Origin of the sequence: Streptomyces filamentosus (assembly GCF_014654895.1) — a bacterium.
GTDB lineage: Bacteria > Actinomycetota > Actinomycetes > Streptomycetales > Streptomycetaceae > Streptomyces > Streptomyces filamentosus.
Genome location: NZ_BNBE01000004.1, coordinates 227,377 through 249,725, shown reverse-complemented (window position 1 = coordinate 249,725; position 22,349 = coordinate 227,377). Strand labels below are relative to the sequence as shown.

General features: G+C 75.3%; 14 protein-coding genes and 2 pseudogenes. 3 read left to right on the top strand and 13 right to left on the bottom strand.

Annotated elements, in window-relative coordinates; translation table 11 throughout:
• The first annotated feature begins 10 nt into the window (after positions 1–10).
• A complete protein-coding gene (locus IE326_RS34905) occupies positions 11–973 on the top strand; it encodes an AraC-like ligand-binding domain-containing protein (protein ID WP_229915809.1) in 963 nt (320 codons plus the stop codon).
• A gap of 510 nt (positions 974–1,483) precedes the next feature.
• Here IE326_RS34905 and IE326_RS34900 read toward each other — a convergent pair.
• From IE326_RS34900 to IE326_RS34865, 9 genes and pseudogenes are all read right to left on the bottom strand, one after another.
• Positions 1,484–2,398 (bottom strand): eCIS core domain-containing protein, encoded by a 915-nt coding sequence (locus IE326_RS34900; RefSeq protein ID WP_190044440.1) that lies wholly within the window; start codon positions 2,396–2,398, stop codon positions 1,484–1,486.
• A 237-nt stretch (positions 2,399–2,635) separates the two neighbouring features.
• Positions 2,636–3,409 (bottom strand): SDR family NAD(P)-dependent oxidoreductase, encoded by a 774-nt coding sequence (locus tag IE326_RS34895; protein ID WP_150233554.1) that lies wholly within the window; start codon positions 3,407–3,409, stop codon positions 2,636–2,638.
• 116 nt (positions 3,410–3,525) lie between these two features.
• Positions 3,526–3,945: pseudogene (locus tag IE326_RS41950) on the bottom strand (4'-phosphopantetheinyl transferase family protein); the annotation flags it as partial.
• A 115-nt stretch (positions 3,946–4,060) separates the two neighbouring features.
• Positions 4,061–9,850: an SDR family oxidoreductase gene (locus tag IE326_RS34890; protein ID WP_190044439.1), complete on the bottom strand. Its 5,790-nt coding sequence runs from the start codon at positions 9,848–9,850 to the stop codon at positions 4,061–4,063.
• The gene (locus tag IE326_RS41665) at positions 9,847–11,217 is read right to left on the bottom strand and encodes an acyltransferase domain-containing protein (RefSeq protein WP_190044438.1); all 1,371 of its coding nucleotides are present in this window, start codon (positions 11,215–11,217) and stop codon (positions 9,847–9,849) included. Before IE326_RS41665 ends, IE326_RS34890 begins: the two co-directional genes overlap by 4 nt.
• A gap of 230 nt (positions 11,218–11,447) precedes the next feature.
• The gene (locus tag IE326_RS34880) at positions 11,448–12,716 is read right to left on the bottom strand and encodes an MFS transporter (RefSeq protein WP_190044437.1); all 1,269 of its coding nucleotides are present in this window, start codon (positions 12,714–12,716) and stop codon (positions 11,448–11,450) included.
• On the bottom strand, positions 12,713–14,044 hold the full coding sequence (locus tag IE326_RS34875) for a GH1 family beta-glucosidase (protein WP_190044436.1): 1,332 nt from the start codon (positions 14,042–14,044) through the stop codon (positions 12,713–12,715). Before IE326_RS34875 ends, IE326_RS34880 begins: the two co-directional genes overlap by 4 nt.
• 104 nt (positions 14,045–14,148) lie before the next feature.
• The gene (locus tag IE326_RS34870) at positions 14,149–15,798 is read right to left on the bottom strand and encodes an ADP-ribosyltransferase domain-containing protein (protein ID WP_190044435.1); all 1,650 of its coding nucleotides are present in this window, start codon (positions 15,796–15,798) and stop codon (positions 14,149–14,151) included.
• A 97-nt stretch (positions 15,799–15,895) separates the two neighbouring features.
• The gene (locus IE326_RS34865; RefSeq protein WP_190044434.1) at positions 15,896–16,573 is read right to left on the bottom strand and encodes a macro domain-containing protein; all 678 of its coding nucleotides are present in this window, start codon (positions 16,571–16,573) and stop codon (positions 15,896–15,898) included.
• A 360-nt stretch (positions 16,574–16,933) separates the two neighbouring features.
• Between IE326_RS34865 and IE326_RS34860 the strand changes: the two genes are divergently transcribed.
• On the top strand, positions 16,934–17,230 hold the full coding sequence (locus tag IE326_RS34860; RefSeq protein ID WP_190044433.1) for a hypothetical protein: 297 nt from the start codon (positions 16,934–16,936) through the stop codon (positions 17,228–17,230).
• A 117-nt stretch (positions 17,231–17,347) separates the two neighbouring features.
• Positions 17,348–17,893 (top strand): EF-hand domain-containing protein, encoded by a 546-nt coding sequence (locus IE326_RS41660; protein ID WP_190044432.1) that lies wholly within the window; start codon positions 17,348–17,350, stop codon positions 17,891–17,893.
• Positions 17,894–17,926: 33 nt separating this feature from the next.
• Here the strand turns inward: IE326_RS41660 and IE326_RS34850 are convergent.
• From IE326_RS34850 to IE326_RS34835, 4 genes and pseudogenes are all read right to left on the bottom strand, one after another.
• Positions 17,927–19,125 (bottom strand): annotated as a pseudogene (locus IE326_RS34850) (dihydrofolate reductase family protein).
• A gap of 186 nt (positions 19,126–19,311) precedes the next feature.
• A complete protein-coding gene (locus IE326_RS34845) occupies positions 19,312–20,142 on the bottom strand; it encodes an ABC transporter ATP-binding protein (RefSeq protein ID WP_190044431.1) in 831 nt (276 codons plus the stop codon).
• Complete coding sequence (locus tag IE326_RS34840; RefSeq protein ID WP_190045006.1) at positions 20,139–21,164, bottom strand: FecCD family ABC transporter permease; 1,026 nt, start codon at positions 21,162–21,164, stop codon at positions 20,139–20,141. The genes IE326_RS34845 and IE326_RS34840 overlap by 4 nt, the downstream gene beginning before the upstream one ends.
• A 98-nt stretch (positions 21,165–21,262) precedes the next feature.
• On the bottom strand, positions 21,263–22,309 hold the full coding sequence (locus IE326_RS34835; RefSeq protein WP_150233536.1) for an ABC transporter substrate-binding protein: 1,047 nt from the start codon (positions 22,307–22,309) through the stop codon (positions 21,263–21,265).
• Positions 22,310–22,349 lie beyond the last annotated feature (40 nt).

Below are 22,349 nucleotides of genomic sequence, written 5' to 3'. Positions count from 1 at the left end.
GGAAATAGTCATGGATGTGGGAAGTCTGCCGCGCGAGGAGCGGACTGCGGCATGGATGGAGACTGCGGATCTGGCTCTGGTGACGACGCGCTTCAGGTTTCCGGAGCCCGAGCATTTCAACGCGCGGATATCGGCCATGGAGCTGGGGGCGGTTCAGCTTTCGCGGATATCGTACGCGCCCCTGCAGTCCTACCGTTCCTCGAAGTTGATAAAGCAGTCGGATCCGGAGCTTTATCAAATCGCTCTGATCACTTCGGGGAAGCAGGCGATCGAGCAGGGCGAGAACAGCACCCTTCTCGAACCGGGACAGTTCGTCCTCTATGACAGTTCTCGCCCCTTCGAGGCGGCCGCCGGGATCGATGGGGAGTACGCCAGTTCACTGCTTCTGCAATTTCCCAGGAAAATCCTCCCGCTTCCCGACAGCAGAGTTGCCCCTCTGTGCGGAAAAGCGCTGAGCGTGTCGAGTGGGATGAGCCACGTGTTCGGGCAGACGTTGAGGGCGATAGCCGGCTCGGAAAATGAATTCACCGAAGCCGACCGGCTCCGGCTCGGTTCCACCGTGATCGACCTTGCCGCGACGGCGATCGCTGGACATCTGGACCGGGATGTCGCTCTCTCCGGGAATTCGCATATGGCTTTGCTGTACCGTCGAATACTCGGATTTATCGGCGAAAATTTGCAGGACCCGGACCTCGGTCCGGGAAATATCGCTGCGGCCCACAGCATCTCTACGCGCACCCTGCACAGGGTCTTCAGGATGCACGAAGCCACGGTGAGTGACACGATCCGCCGTGAACGGATGTCTCGCTGCCGTCGTGACCTCGCCGATCCCGCCCTGGCCCATCTGCCGGTCAGCGTGATCGGAGCGCGCTGGGGCTACCTTCGGCCTTCGGACTTCACCCGTGCCTTCCGCGCCGCCAGCGGGATGACGCCGACCTCCTACCGAGCCGGCGTCCGCACGAACAGCCGCTGATTCCCTGGCGCCCCGCATCCTCGGAGGGCGACTGGCCGTAGTCCAGGAGACCTGGACGAGGGCCACCGGGAATCCGCGCCGCCGCAGGGGACCCGGAGCACCTGGCCGGCGCACGCGCTGGGGACGCCATGCCGTTCCCGTCCTTGGACAGGGCCCCCGGAACGACGTCCACCCGGACGACAGAGGCTTTTCGTCCCGACGACCTCTGCGGGTCCGGCTCGACCCGGAGCGCGGACGGATCCTGCTCCGGCTCGGCTTCGAGCCGCGCTGGGCCACCACAGGGGCGGCCGACGCCAACCGGTGGATCACACCGGTCCTGGGCCTCATCCCGGCCTGCGCCGCCAAGGGCCGGCGCTTCGAGCTCGACGGTGCCGAAGCCGCCCGCGCCTTCCTGCTCGGTCGCAGCCGCACCGACCGGCACAACCCCTGGCCGGAGTGGGGCCGCGCCGTCCGAGTGAGGCCGTGTCGTCCGGGCGGCCTCGGCCGTCCCGCTCACCCGGATCACCCGGATCACCCGGCGGCCGGGGCCTCTTCCTCCTCCTCGGCGCCCGACTCCGCCGCCCGCTGGACGAACGACCCCTGGACGTCGGCGGGTTGCTCGTCCTCGTCCTCGGCGGACCGCTGCACGGCGGGCGCGGCGGAGGCCGCCGGGGAGACGGACGCGGGAGCGGGAGCGGTGGCGGTGGCGGTGGACACGGGCTCCGGAGCGGCGGCGGCCTGTGGCTCGGCCATGACCCGTTCCGCGTTGGAGACGGCCTCCCGCTCGAAGCGGTCCGAGGGGTCGCTCACCCGGATCCCGCCGGGCGCCTCCGTCCCCTCGACGGGCCCGCTGCGCTGCTGGATCACATGGGTCAGCTCGTGCGCCAGCGTCGTCCGGCCCTGCGGAGACGAGGGATCGTACGCGTCCCGCTGGAACACGACGTCGTTGCCGACCGTGTACGCATGCGCGCCGATGCCCTTGGCGGAGGCGTCCGCGGCGGCGTCGGTGTGGATCCGCACGTCGGAGAAGTCGGCGCCCATCCGCGCCTCCATGTCCCCGCGGATCGCCGTGTCGAGCGGCTGCCCGCCGCCCGAGGCCAGCACGTCGTGGACCGGCGAACGCCCGCCGGCCCCGCCCGCCGTGCCCCCGCCCGCCGTGCCCCCGGCCGCCCCGCCCTCGGCGTCCTCGTCCGCCGCGTTCCGGCTGCGCTGGACCATCGCCCCCACGGCCCCGTTGCCCACCGCCCGCTGGAGCGCCCCGAGCCCGGACGCCCCCACGACGTCGGTGCGCCCGGCCGCCGCGGCCTCGAAGAGCCGCGCCGCACCCGGACCGCCGTCCTGGGCCCTGTCGTCGCGGAGCCGGTCGTCCCCCGCGTGCTCGGGGCCGTGCTCCTGGTGGTGCTCGTGCTCGTGCTGGTGGTCGTGCTCGTACTCGTACCCGCTCATCGTCAGCTCCCCGAACGGTCGCCGGACGCCTCCGGACAGTGTCCGGACGCCGCCGGACGGCCTCTGAACGGCTTTCGAACGGTTCCCGGAGGCCGTCCCCTCCACGGGCCGCGGCAGCGGCCCCTCCCCAGCCTCCCCACCGCCCCGTGCCCCCGTCCAGGACGGGCCCCGGCCGCCGGGGGCAGGAACCGCTGCCCCTTCGCGCAGATCCGTCCGGCGGGTCCGGCCGGGGGGCGGTCACACGGTCGTGCCCCCGTCGACGGCGAGGCAGGCGCCGGTGATGCCGGAACCCGCGTGGGAGGCGAGGAGGAGGACCGCGGCGGCGACCTCGTCGGGGCGGGTGAGGCGCCCGGTGGCGGTGCGGCCGACGAAGTGGCGGATCAGGCCGGGGTAGTCGGTGCCCAGGACGCGCGCCGCCCGGGGACCCTGCTCGACGACCCAGTCCGTCTCGACGGCGCCGGGGCAGACGCAGTTGGCGGTGATGCCGTACGGTCCCACCTCCTTGGCCAGGACCCGGGTGAGGCCGATGAGGGCGTGCTTGGCGGCGGCGTAGGCGCACAGACCGGGGTCGGGGTCCCGCCCCTCCATGGAGGAGATGTTGACGACGCGCCCCGAGCGCTGGGGGACGAGCAGGCTCAGGGCGTGGCGGGTGGTGTAGAGCGCGGTATCGAGGTTGAGGGCGAGGGTGCGGTGCCAGACGTCGTCGGTGATGTCGGCGACGGTCGCGAAGTCGGTCGCCCCGCCGACGTTGTTGACGACGACGTCGAGGTGGCCGTAGCGCTCCACGACGGTGTCGACGGCCCGTTCGGCGTCGGCCCGGAGGGTGGCGTCCGCGAGGCAGAGGGTGACGTCGTCGCCGGCGTCGAGACGGGCGAGGGCCCGGTCGCCGTGCTCCCGGTCGCGGCCGGTGACGACGACCCGGGCGCCGTGCCGGAGGAGGGTGTCGGCGATGGCCAGGCCGATGCCGCGGGTGCCGCCGGTGACGAGCGCGGTCTTGCCGGTGAGGTCCATGGGGTCTCCCGTTCCGGGGTGAGGTGCGGAGGGCGGGGCGCGCGGAGCACGAGGGTGACGGTGTGCGGGAGGCCGGGCAGGCGCAGCGGTACGACGTACCAGCCGCGCGGGGCGGCGTCCGCACCGAGCCGGACCACGGCCGGCCGGGGCCGGAGGGCGATCTCCACGTCGACCAGGGCGCGGAGCAGCGGCCACCCCACGGCCTTGGCGACGGCCTCCTTCGCCGTCCACAGCGTCAGGAAGTCGCCGGTCCGCGTGGAGTGCCGGCCCAACTCGGCGCGCTCGGCCGCCCGGAGGGCGTGGCGCAGGAGGGCGGGGGACGGCGTAGAGGCCAGGTGCTCGGCGTCGATCCCGAGGGCGGCCCCGCCGGGGCCGGGGGGAACCGCGGAGGCCGGGGCCAGGGCGGCGACGGTGAGGGGACCGCAATGGGCCGCGGTGAGCAGCAGCGCGGGCAGCCCCTGCCCCGGAAGGAGGACGGGCCGCCCCCGCTCGTCCGGGGCGAGCCGCAGCCCATCGGGTTCCCGGCCGCAGCGCACCGCGACGGCGTGCCGCAGCAGCGCCCGCCCGCTTCCCCGCCCCGCGGCCGCCGGACCCACTCGCCACCACACGTCCACCGGCCCGATCGCGGAAGGCACGCGCCGGTGCCCGGGGTCAGTCGGCGGCCGCGTCGTCACGGGCGGCGGCGGACGCGGGCAGCCGGACGAGGACGGTCCCGCGCAGGCCGGTGATCCGGGCGACGACCCGGCCGTCCCCGGTCGTCGCGGTGCTGGTCGCGGTGGCGGGCACGTGCCGGAGGAGGAGCCCGCCGGGATGGCGGGCGAGGAGGTCGAGGTCGTCGCCGGGCTCGTGGAGGGCGATCCGTTCGATGAAGCGGGGGACGAGGACGGGCCGTCGGCCGTCCGGGGCGGGCTGGAGGGCGGGCGTGCGGGCGAGGCCGTCGAGCAGCGTGCAGGGGGTGCCGAGACGGGGCAGCCCGGCGAGCTTCCGGACGCCGGGGCGCCAGCGGGCGGCGGTGCCCAGGTCCGTCGCGTGCCACGCGTCGGTGGCGCGGAAGGCCCCGGTGAGCCGGACCGGCGAAGCGGGATCGTAGTAGGGATCGTCCACCGGCCGCCCCGGCGGCGCGGGCGGCGACGGGGGAGGAGGAAGGAGGGGTACGGCTCCGAGGCGCACGGTCGCGCGGAAGTGCGCGCGGTCGCGGGCGAGGACCCGGCCGCCGGGGGCGGTGACGTCGGAGCGGATCGTGACGGCGACGGCGGCGGAGGAGGCGGAGCCGGCCCGGCCGGACTCGACGCGGCGGGCCTCCACGCGGAACGCGGCGGGCCGGCCGTCGCCGCGGGCCCGCACCCAGGCGCTGAAGGACAGGTCGTCGACGCTGCGCACCGGAAGGCCGGGGACCAGTGTGCGGGCGGCCTGGACGGCGACGTCGGCGAGCACGACACCGGGCACGGTGGGCCTCCCGTCGACCAGGTGGTCCAGGAGGAAGGGGTGGGTGCCGGTGTCGAGGACGAGCTCCCAGGAGGCCCGGTCGCGCCCCCGCCCGGCCGGGCGGGACAGCAGCCCCGGGAGGCCGGAGCCGCCGGTCCCGGAGCCCGCGGGGGCGCCGGCCGGGGCGCGCAGGCCCGCGAAGCGGAGGTCGAAGGAGCGGTGCTCGGCCTCGCCGACGAAGGTGACGAGCCGGTCCTCGCAGCGGGGGCGGCGGCGCAGCTCCGCCAGGAAGTGGGCGACGCCCTCCGCGGTGGACATGCGGGAGAGCCGGGCGGTGCGGGCCGTGTAGGACTGGACGACCGCCCCGGAACCGAGACCGGTCTCGTCCCAGATGGTCCAGGCGATCGTGTACTCGCCCGGCGGACCGGCCTGGGCGGCGCCCGACAGGAAGTCGTTCGCGGGCGAGTAGTCGCTCTCGCCGGGCAGGCCGGCGACCCCGGTGACGGAGCCGAAGTTGCACCACAGGCGCGGGGCGAGCGCCCCGGCGAAGGCGGCCCGCAGGTGGTGGTGGCCGTACAGCTTGACGTCGCGGACGCGCCGCATGCCGGGCAGCGTCTTGCGGGTGATGTCGCCGGGGTGGTGCAGTCCCGCGCCGTTGACGAGCAGGTCGACGCGGCCCTCGCGGGCGCGCACGGCCTCGGCCAGGGCGTGCACGGCCTTCGGGTCGGTGAGGTCGCAGGTGTGGAAGCGGACGTGCTCGTCGCCGCACAGGCTGCGCAGCGCGCGCAGGGTCAGGGCGGACTCGCGGGCGTGCAGCAGCCGGTCGAAGTCCGCGTTGATCTCGCGCACCGGCCGTCCGGGCCTGCGTTGCCGCTCCTGCGCGATGTGCCGGGCGCGGGCGGCGGGCAGGGCCTCGTCGGGAGTGTCGAGCAGGGCACCGGGGACGTCGCCGGGGCGGCCGGAGCCCACCAGATGGATACGGAGGGGGAGGCGGCGGGCCAGCGCCAGGAGACACGCGGCGGTGATCCCGCGCGCCCCTCCGGTGGCCACGACCACGTCCCCCGGCGCGAGCGGGAAGCCGTCGTCCGGCGGGGGCCCCTCGTCCTCGACGAGCCGTTCGGCGAACCGCGCGCCGCCCCGGTGGTGGACGACGGGCAGGCCCTCGGCGGGTCGGGCCAGCTCGTCCTCCAGCGCGGCCAGCGCGGCACGGCCCGAGGCGGTGTCGCCGACCACGGCGCGCACCGTGCAGCCGGTCAGCTCCCAGGCGAGGGACTTGACGAAGCCGGTGAACAGGCGGGCGTGCGGCGCCGGCCGGTCCCCCGCGAACGGCGCGGTCACCGCCACGCCGCAGGTCCCGCCCGCCACGAGGGAGTCCCGCAGTCGCCGTACGGCCCAGAAAGCGGCCTCCTGCACCGCCCGCACCCCGGCGGACGGCGGCGCGGGCCAGTCCTGCGGGGCGTGCAGGTCGGCGACGACCCGCAGGTGCGCGAACCCCTCCGGATGCCCGGCCAGGAACGCGTCGACCGCCTCCTGCGGGTCCTCCGTGCCGTCCAGGGGAAGGAGCCGGCTGTGCGCGCCGCCCCGTACGAGCGGCCGCAGCCCGGCCGCGTACCGGGCACTGGCGACGACCAGCGTGCGGTCGGGCAGCGGCCGTTCCCCGACCGTGGCGTCACCGAGCCGCTCCGGACGCAGGACGTGACGCCAGGTCAGCATCGCGGGGACGGCGGGAATTTCGGCCGCGAGAGGGGGGATTTCGGTCGGGCCGTCGAGGTTTTGGGTCGTGACGGCCGGGCTTTCGGCCGTGGTGGTGGGGTTTTCGTCCGGGCCGGCGGTGGCGAGGCGTCCGAGGACGTCGACCAGGTCGTCGGCGCCCCGGTAGCTTCGGCCCGACCGGATCCTGGGCTCCTCGGGCAACTCCTCGATCAGGGGCGAGAGTTCGCCCAGCACCGGCCAGTCGCGGGCCGCCGCCACGGACGACCGGGCGAGGAGCAGGGAGAAGGCGCCCTCGGCGAGTTCCTCCGGCTCGGCGGACGTCCCTTCCGGTGCGTACAGGCGGCCGAAGAAGGGGTCGCCCGCGCCGTTGACGCCGATCACCAGCGCCAGGTCCAGCTCGCCGCGCCGCAGATGGGCCGCCGCCGTGCGCAGCGCGGTGCGGCCGGAGGTGACGCCCGTGTCCAGGGTCATGGTGGGCCCGTGCAGGTCGTACCGGGCGGCGATCCGGGCCGGGATCACGTTGGGCATCAGTCCGGCCAGGGTGTCCTCGCCCGGCTCGGTCCGTTCGCGCACCGCCGCCAGGAGGCCGGCGGTGGCCCGGGCGAGCGCCCGGGGGTCGAGGCCGGCGGAAGGGGCGGGGTCGCGCACGGCCTCCGTCAGCGAGGCGGCGTAACAGCGGAGGGTGACGTCGGGGGAGCGGGAGGGGATGCCCGCGTGGGCGGCGAAGACCCCGCAGCGCTCCTCCAGCCCCGTCCACCAGGGGGAGCCGTCCGGGCCGGTGAGCCCGGCCGCGGCCTGGAGGGCCATCAGTTGGGCGCGGTCGACGGCCTCCACCGTACGGGAGGGCATGCGGACCTCGCCGAAGGACGGCGCGGGGTAGCGCGGCCCGAACGAGCGCCGTTCGGCGGGCGGCAGGCCCGCGGCCAGGCGCCGGGCCACCTCCGCCGTGCCGGGCGCGCCCGGCAGGTGGGCCGACCAGGCCACCGCCACCACGGGATCGTCGGCGACGGGCTCCGGCAGGGAGGCGGGAGCGGCCTCCCCGGGGCGGGGCGCGTCCTGGATCAGCAGGTGGGCGCCGGTGCCGCCGAAGCCGAACGAGGACACCCCGACCGTCCGGGGACGGCCGGCGGTCCGGGGCCAGGGCACGGGACCGGTCGGCACCCGCAGCGAGGGCGCGCCGTCCGGGGCTGCGTAGGGGATCTGCGGCGGGATCACGCCGTGGGCGAGGGCCTGCAGGGCGTGGACGACGGAGGCCACGCCCGCGGTCCAGCCGGTGTGCCCGATCACCGACTTGTTGGACGTGCACCAGGCGTGCGGCAGCTCCCGGGCCAGGACGTCGCGCTCCACCCCGTCCCCCACCGGGGTCCCGGTGGCGTGCGCCACCACCCAGTCGACGGCGTCGGCGCCGATCCCGGAAGCGGTACGGGCCCGGGCCAACGCCCGCTCCTGGCCGGTGTGGTGGGGCGCGTGCACGGCGCGCCCGCGACCGTCGGAAGCCGCCCCGAAACCGGCCAGGACCCCGAGGACCCGGTCGCCGTCCGCCCGGGCCCGGTCCAGCCGTTTGAGGGCGACGAACCCCGCCCCGTCCGAGAACAGCACCCCGTCCGCGCCGCGGTCGAACGCCCGCACCGCGCCGGCCCTGCTGAGCCCCTTGAGCTGGGAGAAGAGCACGCTGTAGCGGGGCCCCAGGGAGAACACCCCGCCGCACAGGGCCACGTCGCACTCCCCGTCGAGCAGGGCCCGCGCCCCCAGGTCGAGGGCGTACAGCGAGGACGAGCAGGCGGTGTCGACGACCCGCACCGGTGTGCCCGCGGGCAGCAGCCGCGCGACCGCCCGCTGGACGGCGGCCTGCGGCAGGTGCCGCGCCGGCCGCCCGGCACGGGGGTAACGGCCGCGCAGCAGGGCCCGCAGCCGCTCGCGCAGCTCTCCGGGCCGCTCCTCGTCGGCGGTCCCCGGCCAGTGGGCGGCGATCCCCTCGACGGCGGCCTCGACGAGCAGGCTCTCCTCGACGTGCTGGGAACCCTCGCTCCAGGCCCCGGCGAAGCAGGCCGTACGGGTCCCGGCGGCGGCGGTCAGCCCCCGGACCCCGCACTGGACGAGGGCGGTGTGCGTCCAGGCCGTCAGGAAGTCCTCGTCCTCGTCCTCGCCCCTGGTTCCGTCTCCGTCTCCGGCCGGGGCCGGCCGGACGTACCCGGCGACGCGGCTGTAGGTGCGCTCGGGAGAGGCGTCGGGGGACCAGAAGTGCTCGGGCGCGAACCGCTCCGGAGCCTCGCCGAACTGCGGCACCCCCTCCACCAGCCGCCGCCACAGCGCGTCCGGACCGTCCGCACCGGGCGCCACCAGGCCCATCCCGACCACGGCGACGGTCCGGTCCCCGGCGGACGGAGGGACGGGGGACGCATGGGCGGGGGCCTCCGCGCCCCGTCGGGGGCCCTCGGACCTTCCGGGCCTCCCGTTTCCCTCACTTCTCCCCGTCCTCTCGGCCGCGGGTCCCGGCCCCGGGGTGAGCATCGCCCGGCCCACGGACAGCCCGCCGTCCGCCAGCAGGCACTGTCCGGAGATCCAGTGCGCCTGCGGAGAGGCGAGGAAGGCCACCACCCGGGCCAGGTCCTCCTCGGTGCCCAGCCGCCCCAGGGGAGCGGCCGCCCGGCAGGTGTCCCGGAGTCCGGCCGCGCCGGGGAACAGACCGGCGGTGGGATTGTCCAGGAGCCCGGCGGAGGCGGTGTTCACGCGGATGCCCAAGGGGCCGAGGTCGGCCGCCAGGTAGCGGGTCATCGCCTCCAGCGCGGCCTTGCACACGCCCACCAGCAGGTAGTTGTCCATGGCCAGGGCCGAGCCGATGGACGAGACGTTGACCATCGCCCCGCCCCCTCGGGCGGCCATGAGCGGCGCCGCCGCGAGGGCGCACCAGCGGGCGCCGTGGAGGTTGGTGTCCAGGGCCCGCTGCCATTCGGTGTCGGTGAGGTCGTCGTAGCGGGCGAAGACGCCGCGCGCCGCGTTGTTGACGAGGACGTCCACCCCGCCGTGCTCGGCGGCGACCGCCGCGAACAGCGCCTCGACCTGCTCGCGCTTGGCGACGCTGGCCCGCAGGGCCTGGGCGCTTCCCCCCGCGCGGCGGATCGCGGCGACGGTCTCCTCGGCGGCTCCGGGCGAGTGGAAGTGGTTGACGACGACGTGGGCGCCGCGCCGGGCGAGTTCCCGGCTGATGGCCGCGCCCACGCCCTTGCCGCCGCCGGTCACGACCGCGACCTTCCCCCGGAGGTCGGGCGCCGCCGGGGGCACGGGAGACGGGCCGCCGCTCACGCCGTCACCCCCGCGGTCCCGGCGGTCCCGGCGGCGGGCAGGGTGCCCAGCAGCCCGGCCAGCGCGTCGAGGGTCGTGTAGCTCGTCAGCCGGGACCCTTCGGCGGGCAGGGCCCGCCCGTAGCGGGTGACGGCCCGGGCGAACAGTTCCGTCTGCTTGATGGAGTCCACCCCCAGGTCGGCCTCCAGGTCCGCGTCCCGGGTCAGCACCTCGGGGGGATAGCCCAGGGCGTCCGCGTACAGGGTCCGCAGGGTGGCCACGACCTCCTCCGGGTCGAGCCCGCCCGGCCCGGCGGAGGGCGCGGCCGGTGCGGAGCCGTCCGGTTCGGGGTCACCGGGACCGGCGGCGCCGGTGGTACCGGTACCACCGGAAGCGCCGAACGGGCCGGCGGTACGGGCGGCGCCGCCCGCCACGCCGTCCAGGGCGGCCGCCACCTCCCGGCCCCCGGCCCTGCGGCGCAGCGGTGCGACGACGCGTACGCCGGGTACCGTCGCCGCCACGAGGTCGCTCAGGACTCCGCGCGGACCGCACTCCACGAACACGTCCACCCCGTCCGCGTGCAGTTCGCGCACCGTGTCCGTGAAGCGGGTGGGCCGCACCAGGTGGGCGGCGACCAGGTCGGCCACCGCGTCCGCGTCCTCCAGGCGGCGGCCGAGGATCGCCGAGTGCAGGACGTGCCGGACCGGGCCGGTGCGCAGCGCGGCGGCGCGGTGGGCGAAGTCGTCGGCGACCGCCGCCAGGCTCCGGTGGTGGAAGGCGTAGGGGACCCGGAGGCGGGTGGCGCCGAGGCCGAGGGTCTCGGCCGCGGCCCGGACCCGCTCCAGCGGCTCCGCGGGGCCGGACACCACGCACTGGCGGGGGCTGTTGTCCGCGGCGAGGGTCACCTCCCACTCGCCCAGGCCGTTCAGCAGCCCCGCCGTCCGGGGCGCCGAGATGCCCAGCGCCACCATTCCGCCGGGCTCCGGGGGACGGGCGGCGAAGGCGTCGTCGCGGGCGGCGACCAGGGCCAGGCCCTCCTCGGGGCCGTACGCGCCGGCGGCGGTGAGGGCGACCAGTTCGCCGAAGCTGTGCCCGAGCAGGACGCCGGGCCGCAGCCCGTGGCGCTCGGTCAGGATCCGGAAGAGGGTGATCTCGGCGGCGAACAGCGCGGTGTGCAGGTCTGCCGGGGCCGTGGCCACGAGGTCGGCCAGCGACGGGGCCCGCTCGTCGAGCAGGAGGCGCGAGGGGGCGGTCCGTCCGAGGCGGACCGCCGCCGCGTCCAGCGTCCCGAGCGTCTCGCGGACGAGCGGTTCGTCCTCGGCCAGCGGCGCGAGGGCTCCGGGGAGGTAGGCGCCCTGCCCGGGGAACAGGACGGCGCAGTCGGTCACGGCAACTCCTCCGAGGCGCGCGGGTGAGGGCGGGGAAGGGCGCACGAGCAGAGGAGGGACGGCATCGCCCGACGGCGGGGGAGAACGCTTCGCCACGGAGGCGAGGACGCATTCCCCCGGTCGGTTAATAGTCTCGTCGTGCCGTATGCGCTGTCATCACCCACACCGGCGAGGGGCTGTCCACCAGTTTGAATTTCCTCGCGGATCTCCTCGCCGAGCCCGGAGGGGGCTCAGTCCACCGCCCTGATCCTGCGCACCAGCACCGCCCCGAGCAGGCCGATCCCGGCCGCCACCAGGAAGAGCGTCCGGTAGCCGCCCAGGTGGTTCACCAGCGGGGCGGCCAGGGCGGGGGCCGCCACCTGGGGGAGGGAGTTCGCGATGTTGACGACGCCGAGGTCCTTGCCGCGGTCGAGGGCCGCCGGCAGGACGTCCGTCATCAGGGCGAAGTCGACGGAGGTGAAGACGCCGAAGCCGATCCCGAGCAGGGCCGCGGCGACGAGCGCCCCGGTCCAGGTCGGCCAGCCGGCCAGCAGCCCCGTGGCCGCCGCCATGAGCACCCCGGACCACAGCACGAACGGCTTGCGCCGGCCGGTCCGGTCCGACCACGCGCCGCCCGCCACCACGGTGGCGAGCAGCGTCACGCCGTTCACCGCCGTCAGGACCAGCACCCCGGACTCCGGATCAGGGTGGTGCAGCCGGTCGCGCAGGTAGTAGAAGAGGTAGAGCAGCACCAGCGCGTTGCCCAGGTTGATCAGGAACCGGGTCAGCCAGGCCCACGCGAGATCGGGATGGGCGCGCGGACTCAGCCGGAACCCCGCCGCGAACCCCCGCCAGGACCACGCGGGCCGGTCCGCCTCGGCGAGACGCAGGTCCGGGTGGCGCAGGACGTACGGCGCGACGCCCACCAGCGTGAACACGGCGCAGGCCGCGTATCCCGCGCCGACCCCGCCCGCCGCCGTCGCGAGCCCCGTCCCGCCGACCACCCCGAGGATCTGCGCCGCGCCCAGCCAGCCGCCCACGGCGCCCCGCTGCCACCGCGGCACCCGGTCCGGCACGGCCGCGGTGACCGCGGCGAAGGCCGCGTTCAGCGTCAGCTGCACCAGGCACCACCCCAGGAACAGCACCCACACCGTGCCCGCCGCCCCGAGCAGCAGCAGGGACAGCGCCCCGCCCGCCGCCCCCGCCACGATCCACGGCGTGCGCCGCCCGTACCGCGACACGGTCCGGTCCGACACCGCCCCGAACAGCGGGTTCGCGACCAGCGACACCACCGCCCCGGCCCCGGTCACCCAGGCGAGCAGCGCCTCCTTCGACAGGCCCGCGCCGGGCGCGAACCGCTCGGACTGCTGCGCGAGGAGGATCTGGAGCGGCCCGTACCAGCCCACCCAGATCGCGCCGTTGGCCAGCGACAGCGCGGCCGTCCAGCCCCGCCCGACCCGCTCGGACGGCTCCTCCAGCGCGCCGGGGGACGCCGTGCCCGCCGCGCCCCCCGCCGTCATGCCCGCTGCGCTCTCAGCGCGTCCCGCAGCCAGCCGTACGACGCCTTCGGCGTGCGCTCCTGGGTGGTGTGGTCGACGTGCACGAGCCCGAAGCGCTTCGTGTAGCCCTCCGCCCACTCGAAGTTGTCCATCAGCGACCAGACGAAGTAGCCCCGCACGTCGACGCCCGCCTCCACGGCCCGGTGCAGCGCCCGCAGGTGCCCGTCGAGGTACGCGATCCGCTCCTGGTCGTCGATGCCGTCGTACGCGCAGCCGTTCTCCGTGATCACCAGCGGCGGCAGCCGGTCGCCGTAGCGGTCGCGGAAGGAGACGAGGAGCTCGGTGAACGCGCCCGGGACGACCGGCCAGCCGAAGTCCGTCAGCGGATGGCCCTCGATGTGCCGCACGGAGAAGGGCAGCCCGGAGGGGAGGGTGACGCCGGAGAACTCCACGTCCCCGGTGCCGGGCGCGCCCACCTTCGTCGGCTGGTAGAAGTTGATCCCGTACCAGTCGAGCGTGGACTCCGAGATCGTCCGCAGGTCGCCGTCCACGTCGCCGCCGGGCATCAGCTCGCCGAAGCCGTCCGGGTAGCGGCCCAGCAGCAGCGGGTCGGAGAACAGCCGGTTGAGGATGACGTCGTACAGTTCCGCGGCCTCCACGTCGGCCCGCTCGCCGGACGCGGGCCAGGTCGGACCGTGCGAGTTGGCGATGCCGATGTCCGTGACGCCGGCCGCGCGCAGCGCCTGCGCGGCGAGCCCGTGCCCGAGCAGCTGGTGGTGGGCGGCGGGCAGCGCGTCGAAGAGCAGCTTCCGGCCGGGCGCGTGCTCGCCGAGCGCGTGCCCGAGCAGGGTGTGCTCGGCCGGCTCGTTGAGGGTGATCCACTTCCGGACGCGGTCGCCGAGCCGCCCCACGACGGTCTCCGCGTACGCGGCGAAGCGGGCGGCCGTGTCCCGCTCCAGCCAGCCGCCCGCCTCCTCGACCTCCGTCGGCAGGTCCCAGTGGAAGAGCGTCGGCACGGGCCGCACCCCCTGCGCGCACAGCTCGTCGACCAGCCGGTCGTAGAAGTCGAGCCCGCCGGGCGCGAGCACCCGGGGCCAGGAGACCGAGAAGCGGTACGCGTCCGCCCCCAGGTCGCGGACGAGCGCCACGTCCTCCCGGTAGCGGGCCACGTGGTCGCAGGCCACGTCCGCCGTGGACCCGTCCCGGATCCGGCCGGGCTCCGCCCCGAAGACGTCCCACACCGAGCGCGCCCGCCCGGCGACGTCCCCTTCGATCTGATGGGCCGAGGTGGCGACGCCCCAGAGGAAACCGGGCGGGAACGTCGGGAGCGCGTCCGAGGTGGCTGTCATGGACGCGATCTTCCGTACCCGTCAGTAGGAAGTCAACACCCTTGCGAAGAACGGGAATTGTCCTCCCGCGGGGCCGGGGGCGGCCTCGCGGGAGGACGGCACGGTCAGGACACGAGCCGGGTCTCGACCTCCCTCAGCCGCACCGTGCACAGCCCGCCGCGCTCGGCCTTCACTTCGGTCACCTCCAGCTGGGTGCCCGGCACGAGGATGTACTCCTCCTCGCCGGTGAACGCGGAGAACGCGCGGATCCCCACCGCGCGGGCCGGCGTCACCTCGAACAGGGTCCGCTTCCCCCGGCCGCCGAGGAACGACCGGGCGACGGCCGGCTCCGAGGTGCAGGAGGAGACGCCCCACCAGGTGACCGTCGACCCGACCGGGTACTGACGGCGCAGGTCCAGGGCGACACCGCGCCAGAGCGGCTCCGTCCGGACCGGCAGCGACTCCACCGCGGAGAACAGCAGCCGCAGGTACGGCAGGTAGGGCACCGCCCGCTCGCGGTCCGGGGACCGCAGGACGGCGTTGATGTCCCGGTAGAAACCGGACTCGCAGGTGTAGAGGAAGAGCGCGGCGATCGCGTCGGCGGAGAGCCCGGCCCCCGCCTGCTCGTCGGCGCGCCGCTTGCCGAACTCGCGGGAGCGGTCGATGTGCCGGCCGAGCCCGGACAGCACGCCGGTGACCGGCCCGACGGCCTCCTCGAAGGACATCAGCGGCGTGTCGAGGACGCCGGTGAGCGGAGGCAGGACGTGCCCCTCGTCACGGACGCCGGTCAGCCGCTCCAGGTAGAGCTGGTGGAGCTCCATCGTCGAGGCGATGAAGGCGCCCATGCGGGCGGCGACGCCGGCGTCCGCACCACCGGTGCCCGGTCCCGCCGAGGGCCCGGCCGCCGCCCGGTCCCACCCCTTGCTCGGCAGCCAGTCGACGGCCTCCGCGCCGAGCGACATCAGGGCGTCGTTCACGGCGGCGAGGTGGTCTCCCTCGCAGAACAGGTCGCCCTGGGCGGCGGGATTGGCGTGGTCGAGGTGCCGGACCTCGACGCCCGGATAGTTCTTCTCCAGCCGCTGCACCGTCTTCTTCAGGCTGCGGGCGTGGGCGCCCCACCAGGCGAAGACGACCCCCCGGTCCTCGGGGTCCTCGGCGTCCTGCTTGGCGCGCAGGATCTCCTCCACGATCCGCTCGGCGACGGGCCGCCAGAAAGCGGTGTGCCGGTCGGTGCCCAGGGCGCCGTCGGCGCTCGCGGTCAGCGAGGCGTTCAGCAGCAGCACCCCCTGGGTGAGCATCGCCTGGAACCACTCCGGCGGCTGCACCGCGTCGCGCTCCTTCAGGAGCGCCCGGACGTCGCCGACGGGGGTCTTCTTGACGATGCCATACTTCCACATCGCCGCCGCCTTGATCAGGCAGCGGATGCTGACGACCCGTCCGAACTGGCTGTCCTCCCAGTCGTTGAAGGTGTTGTCGAACATGGCGATGCCGGTGGCGCTCTCCGGCCGCGGATAGGGGTTCTGGCCGAAGACGACGACCTTCCACCTGTGCGGCGGATTCGGCTTGAGCGCCTGGAAGGTGAGCTCGCGGACCGGTACGACCTCCGGGGGGCGCCCCGGCCCGATGAACCGCTCGGCATCCGGCCGGCCCTCGAGGACGGGCTTCAGGAGCGGCAGCCACGCCTCGCCGCCCCCGGCGAACAGGTCGGCGAGGGCGAGCGGGTCGCCCGGATCGGTCGGGCCGGGCTGTGTCGGGGACGTGGTGGCGTCGCTCATGGCGGGAGAACCTCCGGTCGTCGCACCGTGGGGGTGCGGGGGAGTGGCGGCCCCGGAGTCCTGGACGGCCGCCGGGGAAAGGGCGGGAGGGGTCGCGTCAGCGGCGAAAGGAATGCCCTTTGGGCGGCGTGATCCGCACCCGCGCCGTGGGCGGGGCCTGCTCGATGCCGGCGAGCTGCTCCGTGATGACCGCGCGCAGTTCGTCGTCGTCCTGGAACCAGTGGTCGTGGAAGAGGGTGTATCCCGTCCACATCAGATTGGCGCAGACCCGGGCCGGGACCCCGCCGGTACGGGCGCCCATCCCGACGAGGGCCACCGAACGGACGCTGCCCGGCGCCTTCCGGTTCTGCCGGTGCACCGCCTGGAACGCGGCCGCGCAGGCCATGGCGACGTTGAGCGTCTCGCTCACGTTCTGCGAGGAGGTGACCATCGTCGGCGTCGAGATGACGAACCTCGGGACGGTCGCCCCGGACGGCACGCACACCGCGCTGCCGACCGGCATGCTCCCGTCGAACCTGTCCCGGATCGCCCGCCGCACCCGCAGCTGGATCCCCGCGCCCAGGTGACGCTTGATCACGGCGTCGACCCCGCCGTCCATCCGCCCCGCCGCGTTCGTCGGCGTGACCCACGCGTCCACGTCCTCGTCGAGGATCGATCCCCGCCGGATCTCGATCCCCGGCACGTCGGCGAAGGCCGCCCGCCACGCCTCGACCACTCCCGCGTTGACGTCCGTCAGGACCACCCGCAGCGCGGTGTCCACACAGTTCTCGGTCATCGATGCCCCCTGTCAGCAACGGTCTTCCGCAACACCTCCGAAGCTAACGGCCCCCACTGACAACGCCCTCCGGACGCCCGCGCCCCGCCGACGTCCGACGTCCGGCATCCGCCGCCCACTGCCCGCCGCCCGTCGTTCACCGCCCACCGTCCACTGTCCGAAAGATGAGACGGCTTTCCCACGGGAAGCCCACCGTGGGACGATCCGGGCATGCAGCGGCGTCTCATTATCAGCGCCCGCGTGCCGGCACCGAGGCCGACCTGAGAGCGATCCCTCTCAGCCGCCGCCCCACCGCCCGCACGCAGACCTCTCGCATCCGCGAGGGGTCTTTTTGTTTCCCCGCCCCCGACAGGACCCCCCATGACGGACGACACCGCCCCCCACGTCCCCGCCGACACGTGCACGATGGTCGTGGCGCTCAGGGACACCCCCGGCGCGCTGGCCCGCATCACGGCGACCCTCGCCCACATCCCCGTACTGGCCCTGGCCTACGCGGTCACGAGCACCGGCACCGGCACCGGTACGAGCGCGGCGCGGGCCGTCGCCGAGATCAGGCTGCCGCGGACCCACGCGGCACGCGCCCGGAACAAGCTGAACCGCATGGTGGACACGCTCACGGTGTCGGAGCCCGACTCCGCGGGCGCGCACGCCCGGTGACGGGCGGACGGAGGCGGCGCGCGAGCATCGGCGGGCGCTCCCCGCGCACTCCCGCACGCCGTTGGGGCACGGTCGCGCGCGGGCAGGATCGCCCGGTAACCGACGGAAAGGCCGACCGTGGCAAGTGAGTTCCAGCGCGTCAAGCTCGTCAACATGTTCCGCGCGTTCGACGCCGACGACAACGGCTACCTCGACCGGCGCGACTTCGAGGCCCTCGCGGAGCGCTGGAAGGGCCTGCCCCGCGTCCGGCCGGGCTCCGAACTGGCCGCGCGCGTGGAGGCGGTGATGCTGGGCTGGTGGGACCACCTCGCCACCCACGTGGACACCAACGGCGACGGCAGGGTCGACCTGGACGAACTCCTCGCCATGGTGGACCTGCTGCCCACGATGCGGGAGGCCGTCGCCGCCACCGCCGAGACCGTCTTCGACGCCGTCGACGAGAACGGCGACGGCCGCATCTCCCCCGAGGAGCACCGCCGGCTGGTCGACGTCTGGCACGGCGAACACGTCGACGTCGCCGACGTCTTCGACCGCCTCGACCAGGACGGGGACGGCTACCTCGGCCGCCCCGAGTTCACCGACCTGTGGATCCAGTTCTGGATCAGCGACGACCCGGCCGAACCGGGCAACGAACTCTGCGGCCCCGTACCGACCCTCACCTGACGCGCGCCCACCGCCGGACGGGGGCGGGACTGCCTATCCGAGCAGGTGCCGGTTGGGGGCCTGGGCGGCGGCCGTGTAGTCGGGGAGGGTGAGGACCGGGATGCCGGCGGCTTCCAGGAGGCCGGTGCCGTCGGCGTCGGGGACGAAGGTGTCGGGTTCGGTCCAGGCGGTGACGACGCGGCGGAGACCGGCGGACTCGATGAGCCGGGCGCAGGGACGGGGGCGGGAGGCCCGTCTGGCGCAGGGCTCCAGGGAGCTGTAGATCGTGGCGGTGGCGAGGCGGGGGTCGCCGGCGGGGACTTTGGCGAGGGCGCCCTCCTCGGCGTGGTCGTGGGGGTCGTTCTCGCGGGAGTAGCCGCGGGCGAGTTCGGTGCCGTCGGCGGCGACGACGACCGCGCCCACGCTGAAGGCGGTCGCCGAGGGCGGGCAGAGGGCCGCCAGTTCGCAGGCGAGGGCGAGCCAGTCGCGGTCCGCGGCGTTGGGCTCGCGGCCGGTGCCGGGGGCGGTGGACGCGGGGGAAGGGGAAGGGGTGGTGCTCATCGGGGCTCCGTCGCGGTGTCCTTGGGGGCGTACCTCAGGAGTACCACGTCACCGATCCGCCGGACCTCCAGGAGGCGCAGGCGGGCGGCGGGTCCACCGGGGTAGTCGGCGGGGCCGAGCATGCGCACGGCGTCGGGCTGGCCGACGAGGAGCGGGGCGACGACGAGCTGGAGCTCGTCGGCGAGGCCCGCCGCCAGGAGCTGGGTGTGGACCGTGCCGCCGCCTTCGACCATGAGCCGCTCGACGCCGTGGGCGCCGAGGAGGTCGAGCGCGGCCGGCCACGGGGGCCCGGCGGGGAGGGTCTCCACGGTGGCGAGGCTGCCGAGGCGGGCGCGGGCCCGCGCGGCGGCCGCGTCGCCGTCGGCCAGGACGAGTTTTCCCCCGCCGTGGTGCCAGAACCTCCAGCCGGGGTCGAGGTCGCCGGTGCGGGTGAGGGTGACCTTCAGCGGGTACTCCGGCTTTCCGGCCGCGACCCGCGCCGCCCTGCGCTCCGGTGAGCCGACCAGGAGCCGGGGATCGTCGGCGCGGAGCGTCCCGGCGCCGACGAGGACGGCGTCGGAGGCGGCGCGTTCGGCGTCGACGCGGTCGAAGTCCTCCGCGTTGGACAGCAGGAGGCGGTCCTCGCCGGGGCGGGTGTCGAGGTGGCCGTCGAGCGACACGGCCGCGGACAGCAGGACGTACGGGCGGGGCACGCGGTCTCCAGGAGGTGGACGGGGGTGCCGGCGGGGGAGCGGCGGGAGGGGGCGCTTCACCGCCTTCCCCCCACCCGGGAGCTCTCCCTCCGGCGGCGGTCGTGACAGGACGATAGCGACACGGTGCCCCTGCCCTACGGACGCGCCCTGACTCGGCGGGCACGCCCTCGCCCGGGCGGCACGCCCTCACTCGGCGGGCGCCGCCTCCCCGCGCGCCGTGCCGAGGAAACGGACGTGGGGGCGGCCGTCGGGGCCGGGACGGGTGACGGTGGCGCGGACGCCGTAGACGTCCGCGACGAGCCGCTCGGTGAGGACGTCCCGTACCGGGCCCGCCGCCACCACGCGGCCCTCCCGCAGCACCACCAGGTGGTCGCAGTGCATCGCGGCGAGGTTCAGGTCGTGCAGCGCCACCACGCAGGTGAGGCGCAGCCCCGACACCAGGGCCAGCAGGTCGAGCTGGTGCTGGATGTCGAGGTGGTTCGTCGGCTCGTCGAGCAGGAGCTCGCGCGGTTCCTGGGCGAGGGCGCGGGCGATCTGGACGCGCTGGCGCTCACCGCCGGAGAGGGTCCGCCAGGTGCGGTGGGCGAGGCCGGAGAGCCCGGTGCGGGCGAGCGCGGACCGCACGGCCTCCTCGTCGGCGGCCGTCGCGGGCGACCACGCCCTGCGGTGCGGGATCCGGCCGAGGCGTACGGCGTCCGCCACCGTCAGGTCGACCTGCGTGTCGGCGTGTTGCTCCACGACGGCGACGCGCCGGGCGAGCGCGCGGCGCGGGACGGAGCCGAGCGGATCGCCGTCCAGGGTCACGACGCCGGCGTCCGGCGCGAGGACGCCCGCCAGGAGCCGCAGCAGCGTCGACTTCCCCGACCCGTTCGGCCCCAGCAGACCGGTGAGCGTGCCGGGCCGGGGCGCGAGGGTCACGCCGTCCAGGACCAGCGCGCCGCCCGCCGTACGGGACACGCGGTCGGCGCGGAGCCCCGTGCCGGCGCCGCCCGTGGAGGACGCGGACGTGCCGCTCATCGGCCGCTCCTGGTGCGGTACAGGACGAGGACGAACGCGGGGACGCCGATGAGCGAGGTCACCACGCCGACCGGCACCTCCTGCGGATCGAGGACCGTGCGGGCGAGGGTGTCCGCCCACACCAGGAACACCGCCCCGGCCAGCGCCGCCAGCGGCAGCAGCCGGGCGTGCCCGGGGCCGGCGAGGGCGCGGACCGCGTGCGGCAGGACCAGGCCGACGAAGCCGATCGCCCCCGCCGAGGACACCAGGACGGCCGTCAGCAGGGCGGTGACCGTCAGGAGGACCAGCCGGGTCCGCGCCACGGACACGCCGAGCGTCGCCGCCGCGTCCTCGCCGAACGCGAAGGCGTCCAGCGTACGGGCGTGTCCGCCGCACACCAGCAGCGCGCCGGCCAGCACCGCCGCGCACACCCCCGCGTCGGTCCAGTCCGCGCCGCTCAGCGAACCGAGCAGCCAGAAGAGGACGCCCCGCGTGGTCTCCGCGTCGGCGGCCGTCATCACCACGAAGGAGGTCAGCGCGGAGAAGAGCTGCATCGCCGCGACCCCCGCGAGGACGACCCGGTCCGTCGAACCGCCCAGGGTGTGGCTCAGCAGCAGGACCAGGGCGAAGGAGCAGACCGCGCCCAGGAAGGCGCCGCCGGTGACCGACACCAGGCCGCCGCCCGCGCCGAGGACGACGACCACGACCGCCCCGGTCGACGCGCCCGACGACACGCCGAGGACGAAGGGGTCGGCGAGCGGATTGCGCAGCAGCGACTGCATCACCGCGCCGCAGACCGCGAGCCCGGCCCCGCACACCGCCGCCAGGAGGGTGCGGGGCAGCCGCAGGTCCCAGACGATGCCCTCGCGGAGCGCGCTCAGACCGGACGGCGCCCCGCCGAGACGGGAGACGACGACGGACCAGGCGTCCGCCACGCGGATGTCCGCCGGACCGAGGGTGAGGGCGAGGGCGACGGAGACGCACAGCAAGACGGCGCCCGCCGCCCCGGCGACCGGCGGAAGCGCCCGCGCGGAGAGGCGCACGGGCCGCGCGGGACGCTTCCGCCCCGCGCCGTCCCCGGCCGCCCCCTCCGCCCCGGCGATGGTCTCGTCGGCCGTCCTGTCGGCCGTCCCGGTCTCCGTCACTTCGCGAGTCCGTACGCCCGCAGGGCGGCGGCCACCTTCTCGACGCCCTCCACGGTGCGGATCGTGGGGTTCATGGCCTGGCCGCTGAGCAGCACGTACCGCTTCTTCCGCACCGCCGTCATGTTCCGGGTGACGGGATGGGACTCCAGGAACTCGATCTTCTTCGCGGCGCTCTCCGCCGACTGGGCCCTGCGGGTCAGGTCGGCGATCACCAGCACGTCGGGATCGCGGTCGACGACGGTCTCCCAGTTGATCTGCGGCCACTCCTCCTTCGTGTCGTCGAAGACGTTCTTCACGCCGAGCGCGTCGCTGACGATCCCCGGCGCGCCGCAGCACCCGGCCATGTACGGCCCCCGGGAGTCGGAGAACCAGTACAGGACGGACGCGCCGCCGAAGTCGGCGCCGGTCCTGGCCTTCTCCACCCGGGCGCGGAGTTCGCCGACGAGCTTCTCCCCGCGCTCCGGCACGCCGAAGATCCGGGCCAGGTCGCGGACCTCGCCGTACACGGCGTCCATGGTCAGCGGCTCGGTCCGCACGCCGTCGCCGTCGCCGCTGTTGTCCTTGCCGACGCAGTCGGAGGGGGAGAGGTACGTGGGCACGCCGAGCTCCTCGAACCGCTCGCGGGGCGCCACGCCGCCCTTGCCCAGGGTGTAGAGGAAGGAGGCGCTGACGAAGTCGGGCTCGGCGCCGAGGACCTTCTCGAACGACGGATAGCGGTCCGCGAGCCGGGGGACCTTCGCGTTCGCCTTCTCCAGGCCCTCGAGGACGGGGTCGGTCCAGGTGGCGGTGCCGGCCATGCGGTCGGCCAGGCCGAGCGAGAGCAGGATCTCGGCCGAACCCTGGTCGAGGGCGACGGCCCGGCGCGGCGGGGAGCCGACCTCGACGCGCTGCCCGCAGTTGTCGAGGCGCACGGGACGGCCGGCGGCCGTCCCCTCCGCCTTCGCCCCGGACGGGGCCGGTGCCCCGCCGGAGCCGCAGCCGGCCACGAGAACGGCACCGGCCACGAGCAGCACGGCGGAACGGAAGGGGGGTGCGAAGGGCACGGAAGGGAGTCCTCTGCGTCACGGCTCATGCGCGGAGCCT